Genomic DNA, 21,391 nt, shown 5'->3' with positions numbered 1-21,391 from the left:
AACGGAATAATAGGCAAATGGTATCAGCTGGCGCCCTCGTGGGGTGCGGTGTTTTGCCAAAGTCCGTATAATTCCGTGCTTTACCGGTCGGAAAGCGCGGCCGTCGCGTCCAGGTTTGGAGTTCTCGGGTTATGAATCAGGCAGTTGAGCAGGGCACTCTGTACGTTATCTCCGCGCCATCCGGTGCCGGCAAGACCAGCCTGGTGGCAGAAATGCTCCGCAATGACGAGAAGCTCGGTGTGTCCGTCTCCCATACCACCCGCGCCATGCGAGAGGGTGAGCAGGACGGGGTAAACTACCATTTTGTCGGTCGGCCCGAGTTCGAGGCGATGATCGCCCGGGGCGATTTCCTGGAGCACGCCGATGTCTTCGGCAACTATTATGGCACCTCCCAGGTCTGGGTCCGGGAAACTCTGGCAAAGGGCCAGGATGTGATCCTGGAGATTGACTGGCAAGGTGCCGCGCAGGTGCGTCGACTGATTCCCGAGTGTGTCAGTATTTTCATCGTGCCGCCTTCGCCCGAAGTGTTGCGAGAGCGTTTGATAGGTCGAGGCACCGATGCTCCGGAGGTGGTAGAGCGCCGTCTGGCAGAGGCCGAGGAGGAGTGCCGCCACGCGGTGGAGTTCGATTTCCTGGTGGTTAACGATGACTTCAGTGCTGCCCTCGGGGATCTGCTTGCCATTGTCCGCGCCCAGCGCCTGCGTATGGAAGTGCAGCAGCCAAGGCACCGGGTTCTGCTGTCGGGGTTGTCCGGCCCGGGCTGATACGGGGTTTTCCTGTATACAAATTGAACCGGCCACAGTAAACTGTGCGGTCTGCTGAAACAGTCATTTTATGAGTCGGGGAAGTTATGGCACGAGTTACCGTTGAAGATTGTCTGGAAAACGTTGATAACCGCTTCCAGCTGGTAATGCTGGCTACCAAGCGTGCCCGTCAGCTCGCTACCAAGGGTGCCGAGCCGATGGTGGCTGAAGAGAATGATAAGCCTACGGTCATCGCCCTGCGCGAAATTGCCGAAGGCAAGATTACTCGTGATCTGCTCAAGGAAGAAGACGACGAGTAATTCATCTGCGTATGTTTGGTATATAAGTACCTGTCCGCAAGTGAGAAGCATTGAAATCTGTCCCCGCGGTTTTATAGTGTAACTATGGAACGTTGCTGGAAGGACTCTGGAAGGACCCGGATGCGTGCATTCGGGTTTTTTTGTCCCTGAATTTCATGAAGTCGTGGAGGCGCGGTGTCGGCAGAGGCTACGGTTGAAGGACTGGCTCGAGAGCTCAGCTCCTACCTTGATACCAATCGCATCAACCAGGTGCGACGGGCCTATTATTATGCCGAGCAGGCCCATGAGGGCCAGATGCGCAAGAGCGGCGACCGTTACATCACCCACCCCCTGGCCGTTGCCCATATCCTCGCCGACCTCCGGCTGGACCATCAGAGCCTGATGGCAGCCATGCTCCATGATGTGATCGAAGACACGGGTATTCCCAAGGATGCGCTGGCGGAACAGTTCGGCGAGGATGTGGCGGAGCTGGTGGACGGGGTCAGCAAACTGACCCAGATAGAATTTCGTTCCCGGGCGGAAGCCCAAGCCGAAAACTTCCAGAAAATGACCCTGGCCATGGCGCGGGACATCCGAGTGATTCTTGTGAAGCTGGCGGACCGCCTGCACAACATGCGCACCCTCGGCCCCATGCCCTATGAAAAACGCCAGCGCATTGCCACCGAAACCCTCGATATCTACGCCCCCATCGCGAACCGTCTGGGTATGCACTCAATCTGCACCGAGCTTGAGGATCTGGGCTTTTCATCCCTGTATCCGATGCGCTCCAAGTACATCTCCAAGGCGGTGGACAAGCTCCGTGGTAGCCACCGGGAGATCATCGAGGACATTCGCGGCAAACTGCAGGAGAAGCTGGAAGAGCGCGGCCTGCCGGGCCGGATCCTGGGCCGGGAGAAACACCTGAACAGCATTTACAACAAGATGAAGTTCAAGCATAAGTCCTTCCATGAAATCATGGATGTGTATGCCTTCCGGATCATCACCGACACCGAAGACGACTGTTACCGCATCCTGGGCGCCGTGCACAGCCTCTACAAGCCCCTGCCGGGCAGGTTCAAGGACTACATTGCCATGCCCAAGGCCAATGGCTACCAGTCCATTCACACCACCCTGTTCGGTATGCACGTGAACATTGAGATCCAGATCCGTACCGAGGAGATGGAGCATATCGCCAATAACGGTATCGCCGCCCACTGGATGTACAAGAATGAGCCCAGCAGCGTCACCAGCGTGAATCAGGCCCGGGTGGACCGCTGGGTGAAGGGGTTGATGGAGATGCGGGAACGGGCCGATGACTCCATGGAGTTTATCGAGCACGTGAAAGTCGACCTGTTCCCGGATGAGATATACGTGTTCACTCCCAAGGGCCGCATCATGGAACTGCCCAGCGGGGCAACGCCGGTGGACTTTGCCTATGCCATCCACACGGATATTGGCAATGCTACCGTTGCCTGTCGCATCAACCGCAATCTTGGTTCATTGAGTCAGCCTCTGCAGAGTGGCCAGACTGTCGAAATCATTACCGCGCCGGGTGCCCGGCCCAATCCGGCATGGCTCAGTTTTGTGGTGACCGGCAAGGCGCGCAGCAGTATCCGCCATGTGCTCAAGAGCCAGAAGCGCGCGGAATCGCTGGAGCTTGGCCGCACACTGCTGAAAAAATCCCTCAAGGGCTTTGGGGCCAAACTTTCTGAGATCAGCGACGCCCAGAAGCAGGCGGTGGTGAATCACAATCAGGTCAACAGTTTTGATGATCTGATCAGTGACATCGGTCTGGGTAATCGGATGGCCTATCTGGTTGCCCGTCAGCTCGCCAGCGGCTCCGAGGTTGCTGAGGCGAGTGAGGCACCCAGAGACATTGAGGGCGGCAATCACAGTCCCGTGACCATTCGCGGCACCGAAGGGCTTCTGGTACGGTTCGCCAGCTGTTGCAAGCCCATTCCGGGAGACCCGGTGGTCGGGGTGATGGATTCCGGCAAAGGCATGGTGATCCATTCCGATACCTGTTCCCGTTTGCCCGAGGACGACGAAGGCCGGGCCCGCCTGACCCACCTGAAGTGGGCCAAGGACATTACCGATGAGTTTTCCGTGGAGTTGCGGGTAGAGCTGGAGCGCCAGCGAGGTGTGATCGCCGAGATGGCCAACGCCGTTGCCATGGCTGACGGCAACATCGAGCGCATCAACGTGGAAGAGCAGAATGCCCGCTTTGGCGTGGTCAGTTTGGTGGTGCATGTGAATGGTCGCCGTCACCTGGCCCGGGTGATGCGGCGAATCCGCAACATTCGTGCGATTACCCACATCAGCCGCGTGCGGCACTGAACCCGACCAAAGCCCGGTTGACAGGCGCGCTCCGCAAAAGCGACGATTGGCGTTTTGGAAGAGAGGAAATCGAGGGTCATGACCAACAAATCCGTAATTCAGACCGAGAATGCGCCCCAGGCGATCGGCACCTATTCCCAGGCGGTAAAGGCGGGGGATACTGTATACCTGTCTGGCCAGATTCCGCTGGTACCGGAAACCATGGAAGTGGTCGCCGGCGATTTCGCTGCCAAGACCCGGCAGGTATTCGATAACCTCAAGGCTGTCTGCGAAGCCGCCGGTGGTGAGCTGAAGGATATTGTGAAGCTGAACATCTACATGACTGACCTGGCCAATTTCGCCACGGTCAATGAGATCATGGCCACTTATTTCCAGGAACCGTATCCGGCCCGAGCGGCGGTAGGCGTCGCGGCGCTGCCCAAGGGTGTGCCCATTGAAATGGAAGCGGTTATGGTGCTCAGCTAAGACCTGATGACACCAGGATTCAGAAGAGGCGGCCTTGGGCCGCCTTTTTTAATGCCGTAGGCTCAGCCCTGGTCGATCATGGCGCGGTAGCCGGCCCGGAAATCCGGATAGCGGAACTGGAAGCCGGTGCTCAGCAGTCTCTTGTTGTTGCAGCGTTTACTGCCGGCCCGTCCGCCTTTACGGGCATCCGGCTGTGGCTCGGCACAGGGTGTTTGCTGCCGGACCCAGTCTACTACCTCATCAAGCCTCACCGGCTCGCAATCGCTGGCCAGGTAGCAGGTTTCCAGTGTCGCTCCCGAAAGTGCCAGTTTCACCAGGTGGGCTGCCGCGTCTGCTGCATCCTCTTCATGAATCCGGTTGCTGAACGGTGCTGGCTTCGTCGGATTCATGCGTCCCTCCTGGACCTCCTCAAGAAAACGCCGCCGTGACGGCCCGTAAATGCCACTGTAGCGGATGATGGTCGCCGGGTGGCCGCTTTCGAGCGCGGTCTGCTCGCCAGCCAGGACCTGCTCGCCGCTGAACCGGGCCGGTTTCGTGGGGCTGGATTCATCCACCCAGCTGTCGTCATCCTGTGAGTAGACACTGCTGCTGCTCACAAAGAACAGGTGTTTCAGGGATTGACCACCCAGGGCCTCCAATAAATTTGCCAGGCCCGTCACGTAGGCATCCCGATACCCCTGCTGATCGTAGCTGGAGGGCGTCAGGCAATAGATAACGATGTCGAGTCCCTCCGGTAACTTACCGGTGAGTGTTTCCGGCCGGGTCAGGTCGGCGCCGATACCTTCAACGCCGTCGGGAACACGGTCCGGGTTCCGGCGCAGGCCGTACACCGTGGCTGAGGCTGTCAGTAGGGTGGCAATGGTGCCCCCGAGTTTGCCGCAACCGGCCACCAGAATTCGGCGCGCCTTACTACCTTCAGTGATTGCCATAGACAATTTCAATCCTTATGCTTTACCTCATAAATTCGTGAAACTTCGACCCGCATCTTTCTGACCGGAGCTCACCATGACTCTCACCGAGTTACGATACGTCGTTACGCTGGCCCGCGAAAGGCATTTTGGCAGGGCTGCAGAGCGTTGCCATGTCAGTCAGCCAACGCTCAGCGTTGCTGTTAAAAAGTTGGAAGACGAGCTCGGTATACCGCTTTTTGAACGAAGCAAAAGCAGCATCCGTGTCACCGAAACCGGGCTGCGCATTATCGAACAGGCCCAGCGTGTCCTCGACCAGGTCGGCCTGATCAAGGACATGGCCCAGGATGGCAAGAACCAGCTCAACTCACCTCTGAAAGTGGGCGCCATCTACACCATTGGCCCCTACCTGTTCCCGCACCTGCTGCCGGAACTCAGGCGTGCCGCCCCGGAGATGCCCCTCTACATTGAAGAGAACTACACCGCGAACCTGAGGCAGAAACTCCGGCAGTCCGAGCTGGACGCCATTATTATTGCTCTGCCGTTCGAGGAGCCGGAAGTGGTTACCCTGCCGCTTTACGATGAACCGTTTGTTGTTCTGCTGCCGGCCGGGCATCCGCTGGCCAGTAAGGAACAGTTGACTGCGGACGAACTGGCCAAGGAGCAATTGCTTCTGCTCGGGCCGGGCCACTGTTTCCGGGACCAGGTTCTGGAATCCTGTCCACCACTGGTGGAGGCCGTGACGCATCGGGCCAATAATGGTTCACCGGCTCTGGTCACCGAAGGCAGTTCCCTCGAAACCATTCGCCATATGGTGGCTTCCGGCCTGGGCATTACCGTACTGCCGCTCTCGGCCGCCACGGCCATGCAGTACCATGAAGACATCCTGGCAGTCCGGCCGTTTGCGCCTCCGGTGCCGTTCCGCACGGTGGCCCTGGCCTGGCGGGTTACTTTCCCGCGGCCCAAGGCTATTGATGTGCTGTCCCTGGCTGCCAGCCAGTGCCGTGTAATTGAAAAGGCGAAAACGGATACACCGGTTGTGGCTGAAAGCGCCTGAGCCTGCCTATGACGTCACTGGATGACATTCCGGTCACCCAGCTCAAGGGCGTAGGAAGCGCCCTGGCCGAGAAGCTCGCCAAGCTGGGCATTGTCTCCCTGCAGGACCTGCTCTTTCACCTTCCACATCGGTATGAGGACAGAACCCGCGTTATACCCATGGGAAGTCTTCGCATTGGCGACGTCGCTGTGGTGGAAGGGGAGGTGATGAAAGCCGATCTCGTGATGGGACGCAGGCGCAGCCTGCAGGTGACCCTTCGGGATAGCAGCGGCTTTCTGGTCATGCGCTTCTTTCACTTTAACGCCGCCCAGAAAAACCAGCTGAGCGAAGGCGCCAGGGTTCGCTGCTTTGGCGAGGTTCGTCCTGGCCGCGCAGGGTATGAGTTTTACCACCCCGAGTACCAGGTGAACCCGCCGCCCATGCCGTCGGAAGGTGAGGCAACCCTGACGCCGGTTTATCCTCTTACCGAGGGGATTCAGCAACCCCGGGTGCGCTCTCTGTGTCAGCAGGCCCTGGGCTATCTCCAGCGATTCCCGATCAAGGACTGGTTACCGCAGGGATTGTTGGCCGAATACCAGTTGCCCGGAATCACCGAAGCTGTCCAACTGGTGCATTCTCCACCTGCCAACGCGCCCGTAAACCAGTTGATGGAAGGACGCCACCCCGCGCAACAGCGATTGGTGATGGAAGAGCTGTTGGCGCACCAATTGAGCCTGCTGCAGGTGCGTGAGCAGATCCAGGCCCGCGAAGCGCTACCACTCCTGCCCACGGGTGACCTGCCCGAGCGTTTCCTGGACTCCCTGCCGTTCGCACTCACCGGTGCCCAGCGTCATGTGCTGGCTGACATTCGTCAGGATCTGAGCCAGCCGCTGCCGATGCTCCGGCTTGTCCAGGGCGATGTCGGCTCCGGAAAAACAGTGGTGGCGGCGCTGGCGGCATTGCAGGCCATTGGCGCTGGTGCCCAGGTGGCGTTGATGGCACCTACCGAAATTCTTGCCGAGCAGCACTTCCAGAATTTCCGGGCATGGCTGGAACCCCTTGGCATTCGACTGGCCTGGCTATCCGGAAAGGTTAAGGGCAAAGCCCGGGCTGAAACGCTGGAAGCGGTCCAGTCGGGCGATGCCGGAGTGGTGATAGGCACCCATGCCCTGTTTCAGGAGGATGTGGAGTTCCACCGTCTTGCCCTAGTGATCGTGGATGAACAGCACCGCTTTGGTGTTCACCAGCGACTCGCCCTACGGGAAAAGGGCGTGGGAGGCTCCCTGGCGCCTCACCAGCTGATCATGACGGCAACACCGATTCCCCGTACCCTGGCCATGAGCGCCTATGCCGACCTGGATACCTCGGTGATTGACGAACTTCCGCCAGGGCGGAAGCCGATCGAAACCATCGTGATTCCCGACAGTCGCAGGGAAGATGTGATCGAACGGGTCCGCGGCGCCTGTCGGGAAGGCCGGCAAGCCTACTGGGTCTGTACCCTGATCGAGGAATCCGAAGCCCTGCAGTGCCAGGCAGCAGAAGTCACTGCCCAGGAGTTGGCCGAGCGATTACCGGATCTGAAAGTGGGGCTTGTGCACGGGCGTTTGAAGGCCCAGGAAAAGGCGGCGGTAATGGAACAGTTCAAAGTCGGCGAGCTGGATCTGCTGGTTGCTACCACTGTCATTGAGGTTGGGGTGGACGTGCCCAACGCATCGCTGATCATCATTGAAAACCCGGAGCGCCTTGGGCTGGCGCAGTTGCATCAGCTTCGTGGTCGTGTTGGCCGGGGCGAGCAGGCCAGTTTCTGTGTCCTGATGTACCACCCGCCTTTGTCCGCCAATGGCAAGGCCCGGTTGCAGGCGCTCAGGGACAGTCAGGACGGCTTTTTTATCGCCGAGAAAGATCTGGAAATAAGAGGGCCGGGCGAGGTGTTGGGCACCCGGCAAACCGGTATGATGCAGTTTCGGCTGGCAGACTTTGAGCGCGACAAGGGCTGGATCGAGCCAGTTCGGGAAATGGCGCCAGGCCTGATGGCTCACCCGGAGGTTGTCCGCGCTCTCGTTAGGCGATGGCTTGGTGACAGAACGCGTTACGGCGATGTCTAGAGACGTCCATTTGGTCACTGAGTGCGTATGAAAGCGGTTTGGAAATAGAGTTCGGTCAACGTCAGGGTCATTTCTTTGCCCTATACTGAACTCAGTGTGATTTTCAGGTTCGGGTTATCCGACGGAAAACAGCAATATTCGGGAGAAATATATGGAATTACCTGTCGCAGTTCAGCAGGCTCTGGGTGATACCGCAGCCGGCGTATCCCTGAGGGATGCAGGCCAGGCGAGCCAGAAAGAACTGTTGCGAATGGTTCTGCTCAGTGATGAGCAAGGGAACCTCCAGGTAATCTGCCGCCGCGACGATCTGATTGACCTGGAACAACTGAACAAACAACTGGGCCGTGATCTGCGCCTAATGAAGCGCCGCGAACAGTTGCGCGTTCGGGAAAGGGCGGGCCTCAAGGCGCTCCCGGCATTGCCATCACTGACAGGCTGGCCAACCGTGGTAGATGAGCGTGTGGATGACTTGCCCGCCGTTGCGCTTGAATTGGGCGAGCAGAACCTTGCGATGGTCATGCCAGCAGAGGATTTCCGGGCCCTGACAGCCAAGGCTGATAGACGCTCCTTCGCCGTTGCGCCGGAATCCATCAACGTTAACCTTGACGACCACGGCAGGGATCGGGACCAGTTCCATTCCGCCATCAAGAAATTCACCGGCCTGAGAATACAGCAACGACTGGAAGATACCCTGGAGCTGCCGCCGCTGCCGGAAACCGCCCAGCGAATTATCCACCTTCGGGTCAATCCCAACGCTGTCATGGGTGACCTTGTAGATATTGTCGAGAGCGACCCGAGCCTCGCGGCGCAGGTTGTAAGCTGGGCCTCGTCCTCATTCTATGCGGCAGCAGGTCAGGTAAAGTCGGTGCACGACGCGGTTTCCCGGGTGCTCGGATTCGATCTGGTCATGAACCTGGCCATGGGGCTTTCTCTCGGGCGGGCGCTCAAGCAGCCCCAGGATCACCCGGAGGGCTACGTGGATTACTGGCAACAGGCAATCTGGCAGGCCCAGTCAGCGGGTATCCTGGCTAGCATGATGCCCCGTGGCGAGCGGCCAGTGTTCGGTCTTGCCTACCTTGGTGGACTGCTCCATAACTTTGGTCATCTGGTCCTTGCGCAGGTGTTCCCACCTCATTTCAAGCTGGTTTGCCGTTCTTTGGAAGTGAATCCTGATATCGATTCCTCTGTGACCGAGCACTATCTGCTTGGGATCACCCGGGAACAGATCGCAGCCCAGTTGATGGAGAATTGGGGTATGCCGGATGAGGTCACCCTGGCAATACGCTATCAGAAGAACCCCTCCTACGATGGCAGTCACAGCGTCTATGCCCGGTTGCTGTGGCTGGGCCGCCAGTTGCTGACTGCCAGGGGTGTGGCTCTGGGTGCGGGCGAAGACGTCAGACAGGCGTTTTATGACGAGCTGGGGCTCAACCGGGAACAGGTCGAGGAACAGTTCGACGAGCTGGTTAACAGCAAGGACAGTGTCATGGCCATGGCAGGCATGATGAGCCAGTAGCGGGAGCCTCTTTCCGAAAAATCCCCCAAAAAAAGCCGGCCCCAAGGCCGGCAAGCTCACCCGCTTTATTGCAGTGTCGTCCAAACTTATCAGGAGAAAACAACGTTAGGTGGCACCTTCCGCAGATGATAGGTGCCTCCCTGTTTTCAATTTAGACCCTGATGGAAAAAAGAAAAGTCAATAGTTGTAACCGGGAAGGAATGAGCAGAGTGTCAGTTTTTCAGGTCGACAGAACCTTTTGATTTGTTGAGCTAAAATATCTGTTTTACTGCTATTTCAGTTACAAACTGTTACAAAAATAAGGTCTGACCAGTTGCACTGTGTACTTGGTCGCCAGCGCAAAGCCTAAAAGGAATGGTGTCGGATGGCGGTTGCCGCTCGGCGAATCGCGTCGGCGTGCTTTTGCTCAACCTCAAACCGTTCCTTGTCCATTTTATCCACGAACTTCGTTTCTGTTGCCTGCCGAGCCCTGTGGGTGGGCATATGCTGCAGTTGGTCATGAACCTCCTGGAAAACCCTGAAAGGCGCCTGCTCCAGCAACTCCGGGGCAATGTGGTCCAGCAGGCCCTTGAGTCTCAGGCAGGCTTCCGAGTACTCGATCTGGTCCTCTTCAACCGCCATAGCGATGACACGAACACTGCGGATCATGTCTTTTCTGCGGTTCGTCTGGAACTCCTCAGCCTTGGCCTGCCGCTTGCGGTTTTCCGATAGCAATTGCATTTGACGGCGTATAAACACTGCCAAAAGTATGATGGCAACCAGGCCGGCGATAATCAGACTCCACTGCAGCCACTGGGGCATTTTCGGCTCCTCTTTGAATCAGGCCCGTTTACGTTGGCGCTCCGGGCGCCAGACTTTGACAGCAACAGGCTGCCCATTCAATACGGAAGTCCCGGAGAGCGGATCAATATTGCCGTCGCTGAGTACGTCATTGATGCTGGCGCCAGCGTGTGCAGCCGCCACCGACTGGCCGGTTCCGTCCCGGTCGTGGCCCCAGCCATGGGGAATCGACACCACGCCCGGCATAATGTCCTCGGTAATCTCCACCGGTAAAACAATCTGCCGGGATTCAGATGTTATTTCCGCAGAGTCAGCGGCTTGCAAAGCCAGACGGCTGGCATCCTTGGGGTGAATCATCAGGGTGCAACGGTCCTTGCCCTTAACCAGCCGCTGACTGTTATGCATCCAGGAGTTATTGCTGCGGACATGGCGTCTGCCGATCAGTTGGAGGGAGTCTCCGGTCGGCGCAGCCAGTGCATCGTGCAGCCGGCCGAGATCGTCCAGGTAGCGCCTGGGCGCAAGGTTGATCTTGCCATCGCGGGTAAAAAGTCGCTCCGGCAGGGATGGTTGCAGTGGCCCAAGATCGACACCGTTCGGGTTATCCTTCAGCGCGCTCAGGGAAAGCCCTTTTGGTAGTTCCTGCCAGCTTCGGTTAAGAGGGCTGAGTTTGGCCAGTCCACGAAGCAGGTGTCGTTTCGGCAGAATGTCCATCACCAGATCAACGGCTGGCTGCAGCAATCCGCGCGCGCGCCCGGCATCGGCGCCGTAGGGGCCGGTGCGCAGTAGCAGATCGAGAATGGGATCCGGGCCAATCTGCTTGAAAGCGCGCCAGCCCAGCTCCGTGCGGAGGGGTAGCCGCCCGCCTTTCCGGATCTTTTCCAGCCGGTGGGCCAGTTCCAGCAAGATCTGCCAGTCATGGCGGGTATCCGGGCCGGCATCGAACAGCGCTTCGCTGTATTTGGCGACATTGCGCACCGCAAACATACTGAAAATCAGATCGTAGTGGCTGCGCTCCAGGGCTGCGGTCGGTGGCAGGATGATATCCGCGTGACGGGTGGTTTCGTTCAGGTAATAGTCAACCGAGACCATGAAACCGAGGCCGCCGAGGGCTTCTTCCAGACGTCGCCCGTTGGGGCTGGAGAGCACCGGGTTCCCCGCAACAGTGACAAAGGCCCGGATCTGCCCCTCGCCGGGAGTCAGCATTTCATCGGCCATGGTGCTGGCCGGGTACTCGCCGGCGAACTCGGGTAATCCCTTCACACGGCTGTGGCGCTTGCCGAAGTGGCCTTTTTGCCCGGCCATGGCGCCCAGTTCCACCAGATCTATGGCCGGCTGAGAAAACAGCACGCCGCCCGGAAGATCCAGTTTGCCTGTCAGGATGTTGAGGCAGTAGGCCAGCCAGGTAGCAACGCCGCCGAATGTCTGGGTGCTGGTGCCCATGCGAGTGTAAAGTGCCGCCTTCCGGGTTGTGGCTAGCTGACGGGCCAGTGCCCGGATGTCCTCCGCAGCGATGCCGGTGTGCTCGCTGACAGCTTCAGGGGTGAAGGAAATGGCGGCCAGGCGCAGAAGGTCGACGTCTTTCACCAGCCTCTCGGCCGGGCCGGGATCCACCAAGTCTTCTTCAAACAATGTGTGCACCATGGCCATCAGCAGCAAGGCATCGCTGCCCGGCCGGATGAAGTGAAACTCGTCGGCCAGCTTGGCGGTTTCAGTCCGGCGTGGATCAACCACGATCATCCTGCCGCCGCGCTGTTTCAGGGCCTTGAGTCGCCCGCGGAAGTCCGGAACCGTCATCAGGCTGCCATTGGACGCCATGGGGTTGGCGCCGATGCAGATAAACAGATCCGTGTGATCGATATCCGGAATCGGAAACAGAACCTGATGCCCGAACATCTCCAGGCTGGCCAGCATGTGGGGCAGCTGATCGTTAGAAGTTGCTGAAAACCGGTTCTGGGTCCCGATGGCCCGCAGCAGCGGCATGGTGGCAACCAGAGAGCCATGGTTATGGACGTTCGGATTGCCCAGGTACACGCCGATGCTGTTGCGACCGTGGTCCTGACGGGTCTGATGGAGTTTCTCCGCGACCAGATCAAAGGCCTCGTCCCACTCCATTTCCTGCCAGCCCGTTTCGGTTTTACGGACAGGCTTCTTCAGGCGGTCCGGATCCTCGTGCAGGTCTTGCAGAGCAACCGCCTTCGGGCAAATATGTCCCCGGCTCAATGGATCATTTTCGTCACCCTTGATGGAGGCAATCCGGCCGTCCTCCATTTCGATCGCGACACCGCACATGGCCTCGCAAAGGTGACAGGTACGATAGTGGGTGCCGTTTTCCATGAAGGGCTTCTCCTGAAGGCTTGTTGTTTTGCTATAGCGGTTTCAATCTGCAACCAGATTAGCAGTAAATGACTTGGAGGGGGAAATAACCCTCGGTTGTACCCGGTGCAAAAAGGGCCAACCCGAAGGTTGGCCCTTTGCAGAGGTTTCAGGGCCTTTTACGGCTCAGCCGGGATTTCTTTGACCGGATTGGAAATGAAGTTGAGATAGACGCCCTGTTCGGGGATCTGCAGGGGCAGGTCAATCGTCACAATTTCACCACCGGGAACACCCAGGGCTCGCGCCCGAACGTTAATGTCGACCAGGTTGGAGTTGCGTTGCTCAATCTGCATCCGGCCGTCATCGAAGAAGGTGATGTTACCTTCAAGTTCAAGCACAAATTCACGACCATACAGATCGTGGCGGCCACCCAACGGAATTTCCATGTCGGGCGCATCGAGCATCAGTTCGGCGCGGGTCTTGAAGACCGGCTGGCCATCCTCACCTTCGGTTATCACGCCGGGAATCAGGCCGGAGCGGCTGCACCCCGGGCCCGAACACGCCGGGTCGTCCTTGGCATAGCGCATGCGGAGGACCTGGGTATTGGTAATCGACTCTTCTTGAAGTGGGATAAATCCAAAAACCCGAAGCTCTGTAAACACACTGATCGATGTGGTCGCCAATTGCGTGGGATACAGGTTCACCAGAATCCCCTCATCGCCGGTTGGTTCATACACGCCAGGGCCGACAACTTCCGTGTTGAGGGCGTAGGTCTGGTAGATGAACTTGTCCTTGGGGCACTGCTCACCGGTCTCGCAGCCAACCCTCGCATCGGCCGTGCTGGCAACGATGACAGGCGGAGAGGCCGAGGCCTGGTTATTACGGACCCTCAGTTTGGTTGAATTGGCTGAAGCGGCCCATCCGTCATTGTCGCTGCCCTCGTGGGCAAAAGGCTCAAGACAGTCCGGATTGGTATTGGAGTCGCAGTCCACCAGGAAGTTGGCGTTGGTATCGCGTACTGGCAGGTTCCGCAGCGGCGTGAACACGCTGTCCAGTGGTTCGGTTCCGGTGAAATAGATCACCATGTCATCTGGCCCGTTGTTGCCACCGCCGTCATCCAACCCTTCAAGCAGATCGGTTTTCAGGGCCAGGCCATCGGAATCGCAAATCGAGGTATAGGCTCCAGCCGTGCAGGTTCCGGCACCTTCAGAAGACTTTAGGGTATACCGGTAGTGCGCGCCGGCCTCCCAGGGCTGGTCCGGATAGAAGCGTATCCGCTGGAGATTCTTTTCGAGCCGGCCAGGCACCTCGTTTTCAAGAACCGAGACGGAGCCATTTGGTTCCTGGCTCACTTTTTCAACGATAAACGTGTCGCCCGGAATGATGGAGTTCAGGTCCATGGACTTTGAGAAAACCACGGTAATGGGGCGATCTGAAGGCATGGTGCTGACTGGCAGAATGTCGCCGATACCCCCATCCGAATAACACTGGCCAAGTATGCCGGCGGAGAGGTCCAGCAGGCTGTGGTCGGTCTCGCAGGGATAACCGGGATAGGTTGTCAGGGCAAGGGCAGGGCGCCTGGTCACAGAGGAGTCGCCAATATCGGCCAGTGAAAACTGCAAGGGAGCCGTGGTAGCTGGATTTCCGGCCAGATCGGTTAAACCATCAATGACGACTTCGTAGTCAACGCCATGGCGCAGACCATCGCCAGGGTTAAGGGTTACGGCAGTTCCGTCCAGTCTTGTCTCAAGTGTCTCGACAGGAACACCATCGGCTATCAGTGAGACTCCCTGATTAATCGAGTCCGGGGCAAGGGGCTCATCAAAGAACAGAATGACCGGATCCCCGGGGCGCTGCATCGACTGGCGCGTATCCGGAATGGCGTTGTCCGGGCCGGGCATCCAGCTGACCAGGCTTGGTGGTGTGCTGTCCAGTTCACGGAGCATCTCGGCATCAAGCACTGAGTCGGCATCGGTGGCTGCCTGCAGGTGGAACGCGATGGTCGAGTCGGTGTACTCCTGCCCAAGAAGGTTGGGTTCCACCATGCCAATGGCGTCGATGGTCAGCACCCCATCCTGCACCAGGGCGATACCGCGCAGTTCCACCCCCATCAGGTCCTGCGACAGAGCCGCGTTGGGCTGGGCATTTTCAGTATTCATGGAAACATCCATAAACAGCGTGATGTGCCGTGGTGCGTTCAGGTCGTCGGTATAGGGATTGGGGCTCAGATAGCCGGAGGCATCCGACAACATGGTGACTTTGATGTTACCGGTGGTCTGGAGTTGGCCGGTGGCGGCATCCAGAACCGGAACTTCGCCACCCACAAGAACGTCAAGGCTGGTGCTGTTCAGCACGCTGCCGCGGGCTATGCGCAACGGCAGTGCCTCATTAGCCTCGAACGCCGGTGCAAAGGCCAGCTCTGCAAACAGATCGCCGGTCTGTTGGGAAGGGCCAGCTTCGCCCTGCAGTACTGAATTGAGAGTCACACCGTTGATGATCTGCCCATTCAGAACCGATCGGGTTGCATCCTCTTCCGCAGCGCCTGCCGCCAGGCCTGAATCAACAGCAGATTGCTGCAGTACGACTGTGGGGCCAGTCTCGCGGGGAGTGAACGCGATCTCCTCACTGAACCGTTCCGTTTCCGGCGCTGTCAGGCTGGCCAGGTTTTCGAAGTGCAGCGTGTAGGTCTGGTTGGTATCCAGAACGTCGGCCTTGCTGCCACATTCCCTTGGGTCCTCGACCACACAGGGGTCAACGGTTATCCGGTTGCCTTTTACCAGAACCGTCGCCGGGACTTCATCGCCGTTGCCATCCAGAAGCTGAATCGAACCGCCGAGGGGGGCCCACTCGGGGTGGACAGGATGGGTCATGGCCAGTCGGAACGTAGAGAAGTTCATCGCCTCGAAGGGACTGTTGTTTGCCGGCACCTGCCAGGCAATACCAAAATCCTCGGCCGAGTTGGTTGTGCTCGCCGGACCGGAGAAACTGCCCCGGGTTTCGAACTGGATGCCGGCTTCACCTACCGCGTTGGGGGTGTCTATCTGTCGACCGCCTTCGGCAATCAGTGGCTCGCTAAAGGTCACCGTGTAGGCGCCAAGCTGGTCGAGCTCTGAGGTAGGGGACAGCTTCAGGCTCCTGCCCCCGTCAACCCGGCTGATCGAGAAGGGCACGGCCTGGCCCTGGGATTCCATCAGAATCTTGTTTTGCAGCTCCGCATCCTCGTCGGTCACCGCATGGCTGAAGCGCAGAACGACGTCGGCCCTCGGGCTGACATCCGCCTGCCCGTCAGCCGGATAGGAATAAATCACCGAGCCGGGAAAGACCGTCTCGTTCATGGTCTGTTCGTCGCCGCCACAGCCGGCCAGTAACAGGGCGGGAACCAGTGCCAGTGTTTTGTTGTACTTCATGGCGTGCCCTCCTTAAAACTTCAGGGTGATGGAGCCGCTGACAACGTGAACGTCGCCGTCTGCCGTAACCGGCGTTTCGTTGCCGTCAAAATCCACCAGGGTGAAATCCCGCTCCTGCAGCTGCTGGTACTGGTAACCAATATCCAGACGGACGGGGTAGGCCAGCAGACGGGTGCGGTCGTAGGTGGCGCTCAAGCCGAGGCCGACGACAATCTTGTCGGTATCGAGATAATTGATCTCCGGATTGCGGGTGGACTTGAGCGGAGACTCCTCATAGGCAACGCCGCCGCGTACGGAGAAGTTTTTGTTAAGAGCATATTCGGCGCCGATCCGTGGAATCAGCACGTCGTCGAACTGAATCCGGCTGCCTGGCGCCACGGACTGTTGATCCTTGATGGTGTCGGAGGAGAACTCGTTCTCCAGCTCTGACCAGTTCTGCTGCTCCACGCTGCCACCAATCCGCCAGTTTTCGCCCTTGTATTGAGCGCCAAATCCGAAGGTTTCCGGCTGGAAGGAATCAATGGTGGATACCGCCAGACTCAGGCCGGGATCCGGAATGGTCTGGGTGACAATGATGTTGGAGTCCACCGAGGTGGAGGCCGCCGATTTGGTGCGGTAAGTAAAGGCGGTCTCCCAGCCATTCAGAAAGCAGTCGCTGTCTGGGCAAAACGTGCTGCCAAGATCGATGTTTGTACCCAGAATGGTTTTCAGTGAGGGCTCGGCATTGACCGCAAGCCGCTCGCGGCTGGTCTCGCCACCAAGGGTAGAGACCGCATCAAGGTTTGCCTGGGCATCCAGTGTGACGCGCACCGACGCACCGGCGGAAATGCCGCGCCAGATCGGCGTGGCGCCACCGATGTTCAGGAACAGGGGCTCTTTACCGTACTGCAGGAACTGGCCGTTCTCCGTGGTCTGCGAATCGAACGCCAGCATTTCCTTGCCGTATTTCTCGACGCCGGCAATAAAACCCAGATAAATCGGGTGCTTGAAGCGAGTCAAAGAACCCAGATTGGTTTTCATACCAATCAGAACGTGTTGGCTCGGCGAGTTGGCCAGGATGTCGCCATTGGCATTCGGGTTGGCAGAACGCAGCTCCTGTTCGGCATGCAGAATACCAGCCGTCAGCTCTCCACGCTCATCTTTGGTCAGATAGGCCGGGTTGTAATAGGTGGCTGACACCTGATCATTGAACATGGACAAGGATTGGGCCGTAGCGACATCCACCGGCATGACGCCATAGGTGTTGCCAAGGTTGCCCATACTGGCATCAACCGAAACTGAGAAACCGACAGAGGCGGCGGCGATCGCAAGAGACAGTGCCCTTGACCGGGAAAGGGAGGAAAAAGCCATTGATACACTCCATTACTTCGTTGTTTTTATACTCGGGCCGTGGGGTGGTGAACACGGCTGGTATTTTTGTTCAGGAGGTAGTGTATTCGGCTTGTCTTTTGGGGACGTTGGCTTTTTTGACGGGATTCGTTGGCGGAAAAACCATGGAGCATCGTGTCACGCTGTAAATAATATTGACACGATAAGGCTCTCTGCTCTTTGTAGGCGGTGTTAAAGGTTGATCGCTTTGAGAACTGAAGTCAACGTTCAAAATCAAGTAAAAGGCCCCGCTTCGCGGGGCCAAAATTTCCTTTGTTACCAATTAGGCTCGGGTGAAAAGCCGCCTGGCGCCCAGCCCAAGGAGTCCCAGCCCTAAGAGTGCAATAGTACCCGGCTCAGGTACGGTGACCGTCGAGTTAACGAGTTTGAGGCTGCCTTCGCCGTTGTCCCCAGTCCGCTGCAGTCGCATGAGGGCACCATTGGCTGTCAGCAGCGACGTATAGTCGAAGCTGATTCTGGCGTCCAAAACCCCAAAGTTGGCGATGGCATACTGATTGATGTTGCCCGTCTGGTCGGCATCGAAGTCAATGAAATCGAGAAAAATACCGTCGAAGGACGAGCCAGCACTAACACTTTGCGAGCCTTCCGAGACATTCCAGTTGGAGGTGACATCTTCGAAACTGGTGCCATCATAACGTTCGATCAAGAAGTTGCTCATATTTGCAAATTCGAAATCTGGCGCGAAATCAAAGCCGAAACCGGTGACGAGTGCATCCGTCGAGACATTGTTGATGGAAACGTCATAGGTATAGCCAGTTCCGTTATCGGAATAATCTATGGTAATTGAACCGCCTTCATCCCCGGCGCAATCACTGCCTAAGCTTGGGTCGCACGAGAAGTCGAAGGTGATGGGACCTGCCTGAGCCGTTCCTGCAAAAGCAAGGAATGGCAACATGGGTAGGGTTTTCTTAAACATTGTTTGCATTTTACGGTAGAAGTGTGAATTTAAACTCGTGTGTGACATCAAAACCAAACTGGTCACCGCACTGAAACCAACTCCTTTTAATTCCCTGTTCATATCAATCACCTGCGTTCAATTACTCGGTTCAGTGGGACATCTCGTCCTTGAGAGCATAACCGCTTCCTGAAACCCTGAGTTCAATGCTGGAGGATGGTGCCTCGGACGGCTTTATTCCTTAAAAGCCCGTATTTCACAGGCAAGGCAAGCAGAGATCGCGCCAGAAATTTTATCTGATTGTCTTTAAAAGACTTCCTTAAGAACAAGAACAGTCCGGAGAAAGGACCTGTAAATTTTGTCGACGCTTAAATGAATAAATCCAGTAAGGATCTCAACCTTCGAAAATCGCCCGGGAAAGGTTTGGCGCTGGGCTACATCGGAATTCGCGGCATCGCCTATATATTTGGCTCGCGGGCAAAGGCTCCCAGTATGGAAACCCCGATTCCGCCATGTTTTCGGCGGTGTCCCGGCCGAAATACTGGGAAAGCCCCTCAGCCTGCTTGATGTAGGAGGTTGACGTTCTGTCAGGGGCCGTTCGAACAACGTCTGAAATGATTCCAAGTCCCGGGGGGGAGGGGCTGCGGACATTGTTGCTGTTATTTATGGTGGGCCCAGCAGGACTCGAACCTGCGACCAAGGGAGTAGGGTCGGAGACCACGTCCTAAGTTAATAGGAGCGCAATCCCCTCCCTCCGAACGCAGCGTGCAGGTTTCCAAGCACTACGCTCTCCAGTTGTCATCCTAATTAGGCTGCGGCAATGTGGGGAAGTTTAAAATCCTTCAGTGCGAGGCCATCATAGCTTCCGTTGTGGATGCTGTGGTGACAATCCTTGCAGACCGGAATCTGCTTTCGGTTCATCATGGCCATCAGTTTCGTGAATCCCTTCACTTTACTTCCCATTCTGCGGATGTGCTTAACGTGGTGCATTGCTACCCCGTTTGGTTCGCCGCAGATTACGCACGGACTGAAGAGCTTCGAACGTGTTCGAAGCCGTGAGAAGGACACCAGTCGGCCTGCCATGGCGTTCTGGTCGGAGACCATAAAGCGCATGGGAGAGGCTCTCCAGTTCTTGCAGAGGCTTAGTGCCACCGCTCGAACGACTTTGCCTTGATCGTCGTATACTTTCACCGTCAGTCTATCTCCAAACTTTTTGAAGGTTTTCCTGACGCTTGTCCTATGCTTGCCAGCCAAGGTTTTGGCTGCCGAGAATTTCACAATGTACTGAACCCGAGTTAGGTCTGAGAAGTTGTCCACGAAACTATAGTAGTTCAGCAGCCCCCTCAGTATGCCGTTGTACATCTCGACTATCTGAGTGTCGTCCAGTGCCGTCCAAGCGCCCTTGGATTTCGGGTTCCCAGCGGGGTCGCAAAGTCCTTTCGCATGCAGGTCCTTAACAAGTTTCCCTGTCGGGACGAACATCGAGGGGGTCCATCCGGCTACCCTTTTCGTGAAGGTCTGGCCACCGCGCTTTACCTTCATGACCTTTTGGTTTCCGCTTCTGCCTATCTTTATCAACGTCCCAAGAAAGAACGCTGCTTCAGTTTTGGCGTGGCGAATATGGGTCTTCTCCATACTGAGGGTCAGGTTGAGGCGGTCCCGAAGGAACTCCTTGGCCTTTTCCCGGATCGTATGGGCAAGCTCATGCGAGCCGTTGACCCCGATCATCCAGTCGTCCGCATATCGGATGTATTTGATTCTGACGAAGCTGTCATCCGAAGGATGGGATGATGGAATATCCAGCAACCGCTTCTTGGTCAGACGGATGTCCTTGATCCGGCGAGCGCGTTCCTCGCCTTCCAAGTTGTCCAATCCCTTTCTCAGTCTTTCCAGCTTGGCTGACTGTCTACGAGATTCAGGATTACGTTTTTTGGACTTCCCTTTTTGGTAGGCCTCAATTACCTGACTTTCGACGAATTCATCGAACTCGTGAAGGCAGATGTTGGCGAGTATCGGTGAGACGATGCTGCCTTGAGGAGTTCCCGCCAGGGTATCCTTGAACGTTCCGAACTCGAAGTAGCCTGCCTTTAGCGCCTTCTGGATGAGGTTTAGGAATCTCTCATCTTCAATGCGTTTACGCAGCAGTTTGATTAGAATGGAGTGGTCGATGTCATCGAAGAAGCCTTTGATGTCTCCCTCTATGATCCAGTTTACTCCAGACCAGCCATTTCTGACTTCCTTCAAGGCTGTGTGGCATCCTCGGTCAGGTCTGAAGCCATGGCTCAGGTCATGAAACGTAGGCTCGTATATTGCTTCGAGGATCATCCGCATAACTTCTTGGACGACCTTATCCCGAGGCGGCGCGATGCCTAGAGGTCTCGTTTTCCCGTTAGCCTTGGGGATTTCGACTCTCCTAGCTCCTTTGAACTTGAAGGTTTCGTCCCGCATGCTTTTAATGAGCTTATCAATGGCGTCAAGAGAGAAACCATCAATTGTTGTCCCATCAGACCCTTTGGTCATGTTACCTGCGTTGCTCTTAATGCGTTCATACGCGACGATATACAAATCGCGTTTATACATCAGGCGGTACAGGTCTTTATTGACCCAGTTTGACCGTGAAGCGTTCAGCTTTCGGATTTCTTCAATTCTTGTGAGATCTTTGTAACTCATCCGAGTTAACCTCCAGTCCATGAAGAGTGACAACCTGCCTCCCTTCCCCATTCACGAGCTGTTGAGCCCGTCGTATACGAAGGAAGCTTTCATGGTGGAGTAGGGCGCGAGGCTTATGAGGCCGCTGCTCTAACCATTGAGCTATAGGCCCTCCGTGAGGGTATTACGAAGGCTCCGTTACCACGGCTGTAGCGGTTGTCTGCTAAGCCTTAGCGATTACTCGCCTTAGGTAATCCCGAAGTTAATCACATCAACGTGCTATGGACTTAGGTGCCCCTTTCGACCGTTTTCCCCCTACTTGGGGTGATGGCAGTTGAGCGGCGTCGAGTGTACTCATAATCGTTATACTCGATCAACTGCGATTTGGCGTAAGTCGCATGTTGCCAAATGGGAGGCGAATATTCCCCATCTTGGTCTAGGATTCAAGCAGTTTAGCTTTCACCATATCCATCCTAGCTGACATACCTATTGAGGTTATTGCGACTACCTCTCGTATGCCTTTTACCGACTAACGGAGAAGGACCATTC

Annotated in this window: 14 protein-coding genes; 7 read left to right on the top strand and 7 right to left on the bottom strand. The window is 56.9% G+C overall.

Going from position 1 to position 21,391, the window contains the following annotated elements; genetic code table 11:
• Positions 1-131: 131 nt before the first annotated feature.
• The 4 genes from gmk to KEHDKFFH_RS18945 all read left to right on the top strand — a co-directional run bounded on the left by gmk (position 132) and on the right by KEHDKFFH_RS18945 (position 3,844).
• The gene (gmk, locus tag KEHDKFFH_RS18960; RefSeq protein ID WP_104323349.1) at positions 132-764 is read left to right on the top strand and encodes a guanylate kinase; all 633 of its coding nucleotides are present in this window, start codon (positions 132-134) and stop codon (positions 762-764) included.
• A gap of 86 nt (positions 765-850) precedes the next feature.
• A complete protein-coding gene (gene rpoZ / locus KEHDKFFH_RS18955; protein WP_008169593.1) occupies positions 851-1,063 on the top strand; it encodes a DNA-directed RNA polymerase subunit omega in 213 nt (70 codons plus the stop codon).
• A gap of 174 nt (positions 1,064-1,237) precedes the next feature.
• Entirely contained in the window at positions 1,238-3,379 is a 2,142-nt protein-coding gene (locus KEHDKFFH_RS18950) for a RelA/SpoT family protein (protein WP_104323348.1), read from the top strand.
• 78 nt (positions 3,380-3,457) lie between these two features.
• Positions 3,458-3,844 (top strand): RidA family protein, encoded by a 387-nt coding sequence (locus KEHDKFFH_RS18945; RefSeq protein WP_064228391.1) that lies wholly within the window; start codon positions 3,458-3,460, stop codon positions 3,842-3,844.
• 62 nt (positions 3,845-3,906) lie between these two features.
• Here KEHDKFFH_RS18945 and KEHDKFFH_RS18940 read toward each other — a convergent pair whose 3' ends face one another.
• Entirely contained in the window at positions 3,907-4,773 is an 867-nt protein-coding gene (locus KEHDKFFH_RS18940; protein ID WP_104323347.1) for an NAD-dependent epimerase/dehydratase family protein, read from the bottom strand.
• A gap of 76 nt (positions 4,774-4,849) precedes the next feature.
• On the opposite strand from KEHDKFFH_RS18940, the gene KEHDKFFH_RS18935 reads away from it, so the two are divergent.
• From KEHDKFFH_RS18935 to KEHDKFFH_RS18925, 3 genes are all read left to right on the top strand, one after another.
• A complete protein-coding gene (locus KEHDKFFH_RS18935) occupies positions 4,850-5,809 on the top strand; it encodes a hydrogen peroxide-inducible genes activator (protein ID WP_053114223.1) in 960 nt (319 codons plus the stop codon).
• 8 nt (positions 5,810-5,817) lie between these two features.
• Positions 5,818-7,893: an ATP-dependent DNA helicase RecG gene (gene recG, locus KEHDKFFH_RS18930; protein WP_104323346.1), complete on the top strand. Its 2,076-nt coding sequence runs from the start codon at positions 5,818-5,820 to the stop codon at positions 7,891-7,893.
• Positions 7,894-8,044: 151 nt separating this feature from the next.
• On the top strand, positions 8,045-9,409 hold the full coding sequence (locus KEHDKFFH_RS18925) for an aminoacyl-tRNA deacylase and HDOD domain-containing protein (protein ID WP_104323345.1): 1,365 nt from the start codon (positions 8,045-8,047) through the stop codon (positions 9,407-9,409).
• A gap of 345 nt (positions 9,410-9,754) precedes the next feature.
• On the opposite strand, the gene KEHDKFFH_RS18920 is transcribed toward KEHDKFFH_RS18925, so the two are convergent.
• The 6 genes from KEHDKFFH_RS18920 to KEHDKFFH_RS18895 form a co-directional block, all read right to left on the bottom strand.
• A complete protein-coding gene (locus tag KEHDKFFH_RS18920; RefSeq protein WP_104323344.1) occupies positions 9,755-10,210 on the bottom strand; it encodes a DUF2489 domain-containing protein in 456 nt (151 codons plus the stop codon).
• A gap of 18 nt (positions 10,211-10,228) precedes the next feature.
• Positions 10,229-12,523 carry a molybdopterin-dependent oxidoreductase gene (locus tag KEHDKFFH_RS18915; protein WP_104323343.1) on the bottom strand — a complete coding sequence of 765 codons (2,295 nt, stop codon included), beginning with the start codon at positions 12,521-12,523 and terminating at the stop codon, positions 10,229-10,231.
• Between the two features lie 158 nt (positions 12,524-12,681).
• Complete coding sequence (locus KEHDKFFH_RS18910; protein ID WP_104323342.1) at positions 12,682-15,909, bottom strand: Ig-like domain-containing domain; 3,228 nt, start codon at positions 15,907-15,909, stop codon at positions 12,682-12,684.
• 12 nt (positions 15,910-15,921) lie between these two features.
• On the bottom strand, positions 15,922-17,259 hold the full coding sequence (gene aupA / locus KEHDKFFH_RS18905; RefSeq protein WP_104323341.1) for an alkane uptake protein AupA: 1,338 nt from the start codon (positions 17,257-17,259) through the stop codon (positions 15,922-15,924).
• Positions 17,260-17,560: 301 nt separating this feature from the next.
• Complete coding sequence (locus tag KEHDKFFH_RS18900; protein WP_104323340.1) at positions 17,561-18,316, bottom strand: PEP-CTERM sorting domain-containing protein; 756 nt, start codon at positions 18,314-18,316, stop codon at positions 17,561-17,563.
• A gap of 684 nt (positions 18,317-19,000) precedes the next feature.
• Entirely contained in the window at positions 19,001-20,863 is a 1,863-nt protein-coding gene (locus tag KEHDKFFH_RS18895) for a group II intron reverse transcriptase/maturase (protein ID WP_104323339.1), read from the bottom strand.
• Positions 20,864-21,391 lie beyond the last annotated feature (528 nt).

This window comes from Marinobacter maroccanus (assembly GCF_002933275.1).
Taxonomy (GTDB): Bacteria; Pseudomonadota; Gammaproteobacteria; order Pseudomonadales; family Oleiphilaceae; genus Marinobacter; species Marinobacter maroccanus.
Note: the sequence above shows the minus strand (reverse complement) of the source record. Positions and strands in the feature narration are given on the sequence as shown.

Bases quoted from the DNA above. Each gene is read 5' to 3' on its own strand.
- recG (WP_104323346.1), top strand. From the start codon at position 5,818: ATGACGTCACTGGATGACATTCCGGTCACCCAGCTCAAGGGCGTAGGA.
- rpoZ (WP_008169593.1), top strand. From the start codon at position 851: ATGGCACGAGTTACCGTTGAAGATTGTCTGGAAAACGTTGATAACCGC.
- gmk (WP_104323349.1), top strand. From the start codon at position 132: ATGAATCAGGCAGTTGAGCAGGGCACTCTGTACGTTATCTCCGCGCCA.
- KEHDKFFH_RS18895 (WP_104323339.1), bottom strand. From the start codon at position 20,863: ATGAGTTACAAAGATCTCACAAGAATTGAAGAAATCCGAAAGCTGAAC.
- KEHDKFFH_RS18915 (WP_104323343.1), bottom strand. From the start codon at position 12,523: ATGGAAAACGGCACCCACTATCGTACCTGTCACCTTTGCGAGGCCATG.
- KEHDKFFH_RS18940 (WP_104323347.1), bottom strand. From the start codon at position 4,773: ATGGCAATCACTGAAGGTAGTAAGGCGCGCCGAATTCTGGTGGCCGGT.
- KEHDKFFH_RS18910 (WP_104323342.1), bottom strand. From the start codon at position 15,909: ATGAAGTACAACAAAACACTGGCACTGGTTCCCGCCCTGTTACTGGCC.
- KEHDKFFH_RS18920 (WP_104323344.1), bottom strand. From the start codon at position 10,210: ATGCCCCAGTGGCTGCAGTGGAGTCTGATTATCGCCGGCCTGGTTGCC.
- KEHDKFFH_RS18925 (WP_104323345.1), top strand. From the start codon at position 8,045: ATGGAATTACCTGTCGCAGTTCAGCAGGCTCTGGGTGATACCGCAGCC.
- KEHDKFFH_RS18945 (WP_064228391.1), top strand. From the start codon at position 3,458: ATGACCAACAAATCCGTAATTCAGACCGAGAATGCGCCCCAGGCGATC.
- aupA (WP_104323341.1), bottom strand. From the start codon at position 17,259: ATGGCTTTTTCCTCCCTTTCCCGGTCAAGGGCACTGTCTCTTGCGATC.
- KEHDKFFH_RS18935 (WP_053114223.1), top strand. From the start codon at position 4,850: ATGACTCTCACCGAGTTACGATACGTCGTTACGCTGGCCCGCGAAAGG.
- KEHDKFFH_RS18900 (WP_104323340.1), bottom strand. From the start codon at position 18,316: ATGAACAGGGAATTAAAAGGAGTTGGTTTCAGTGCGGTGACCAGTTTG.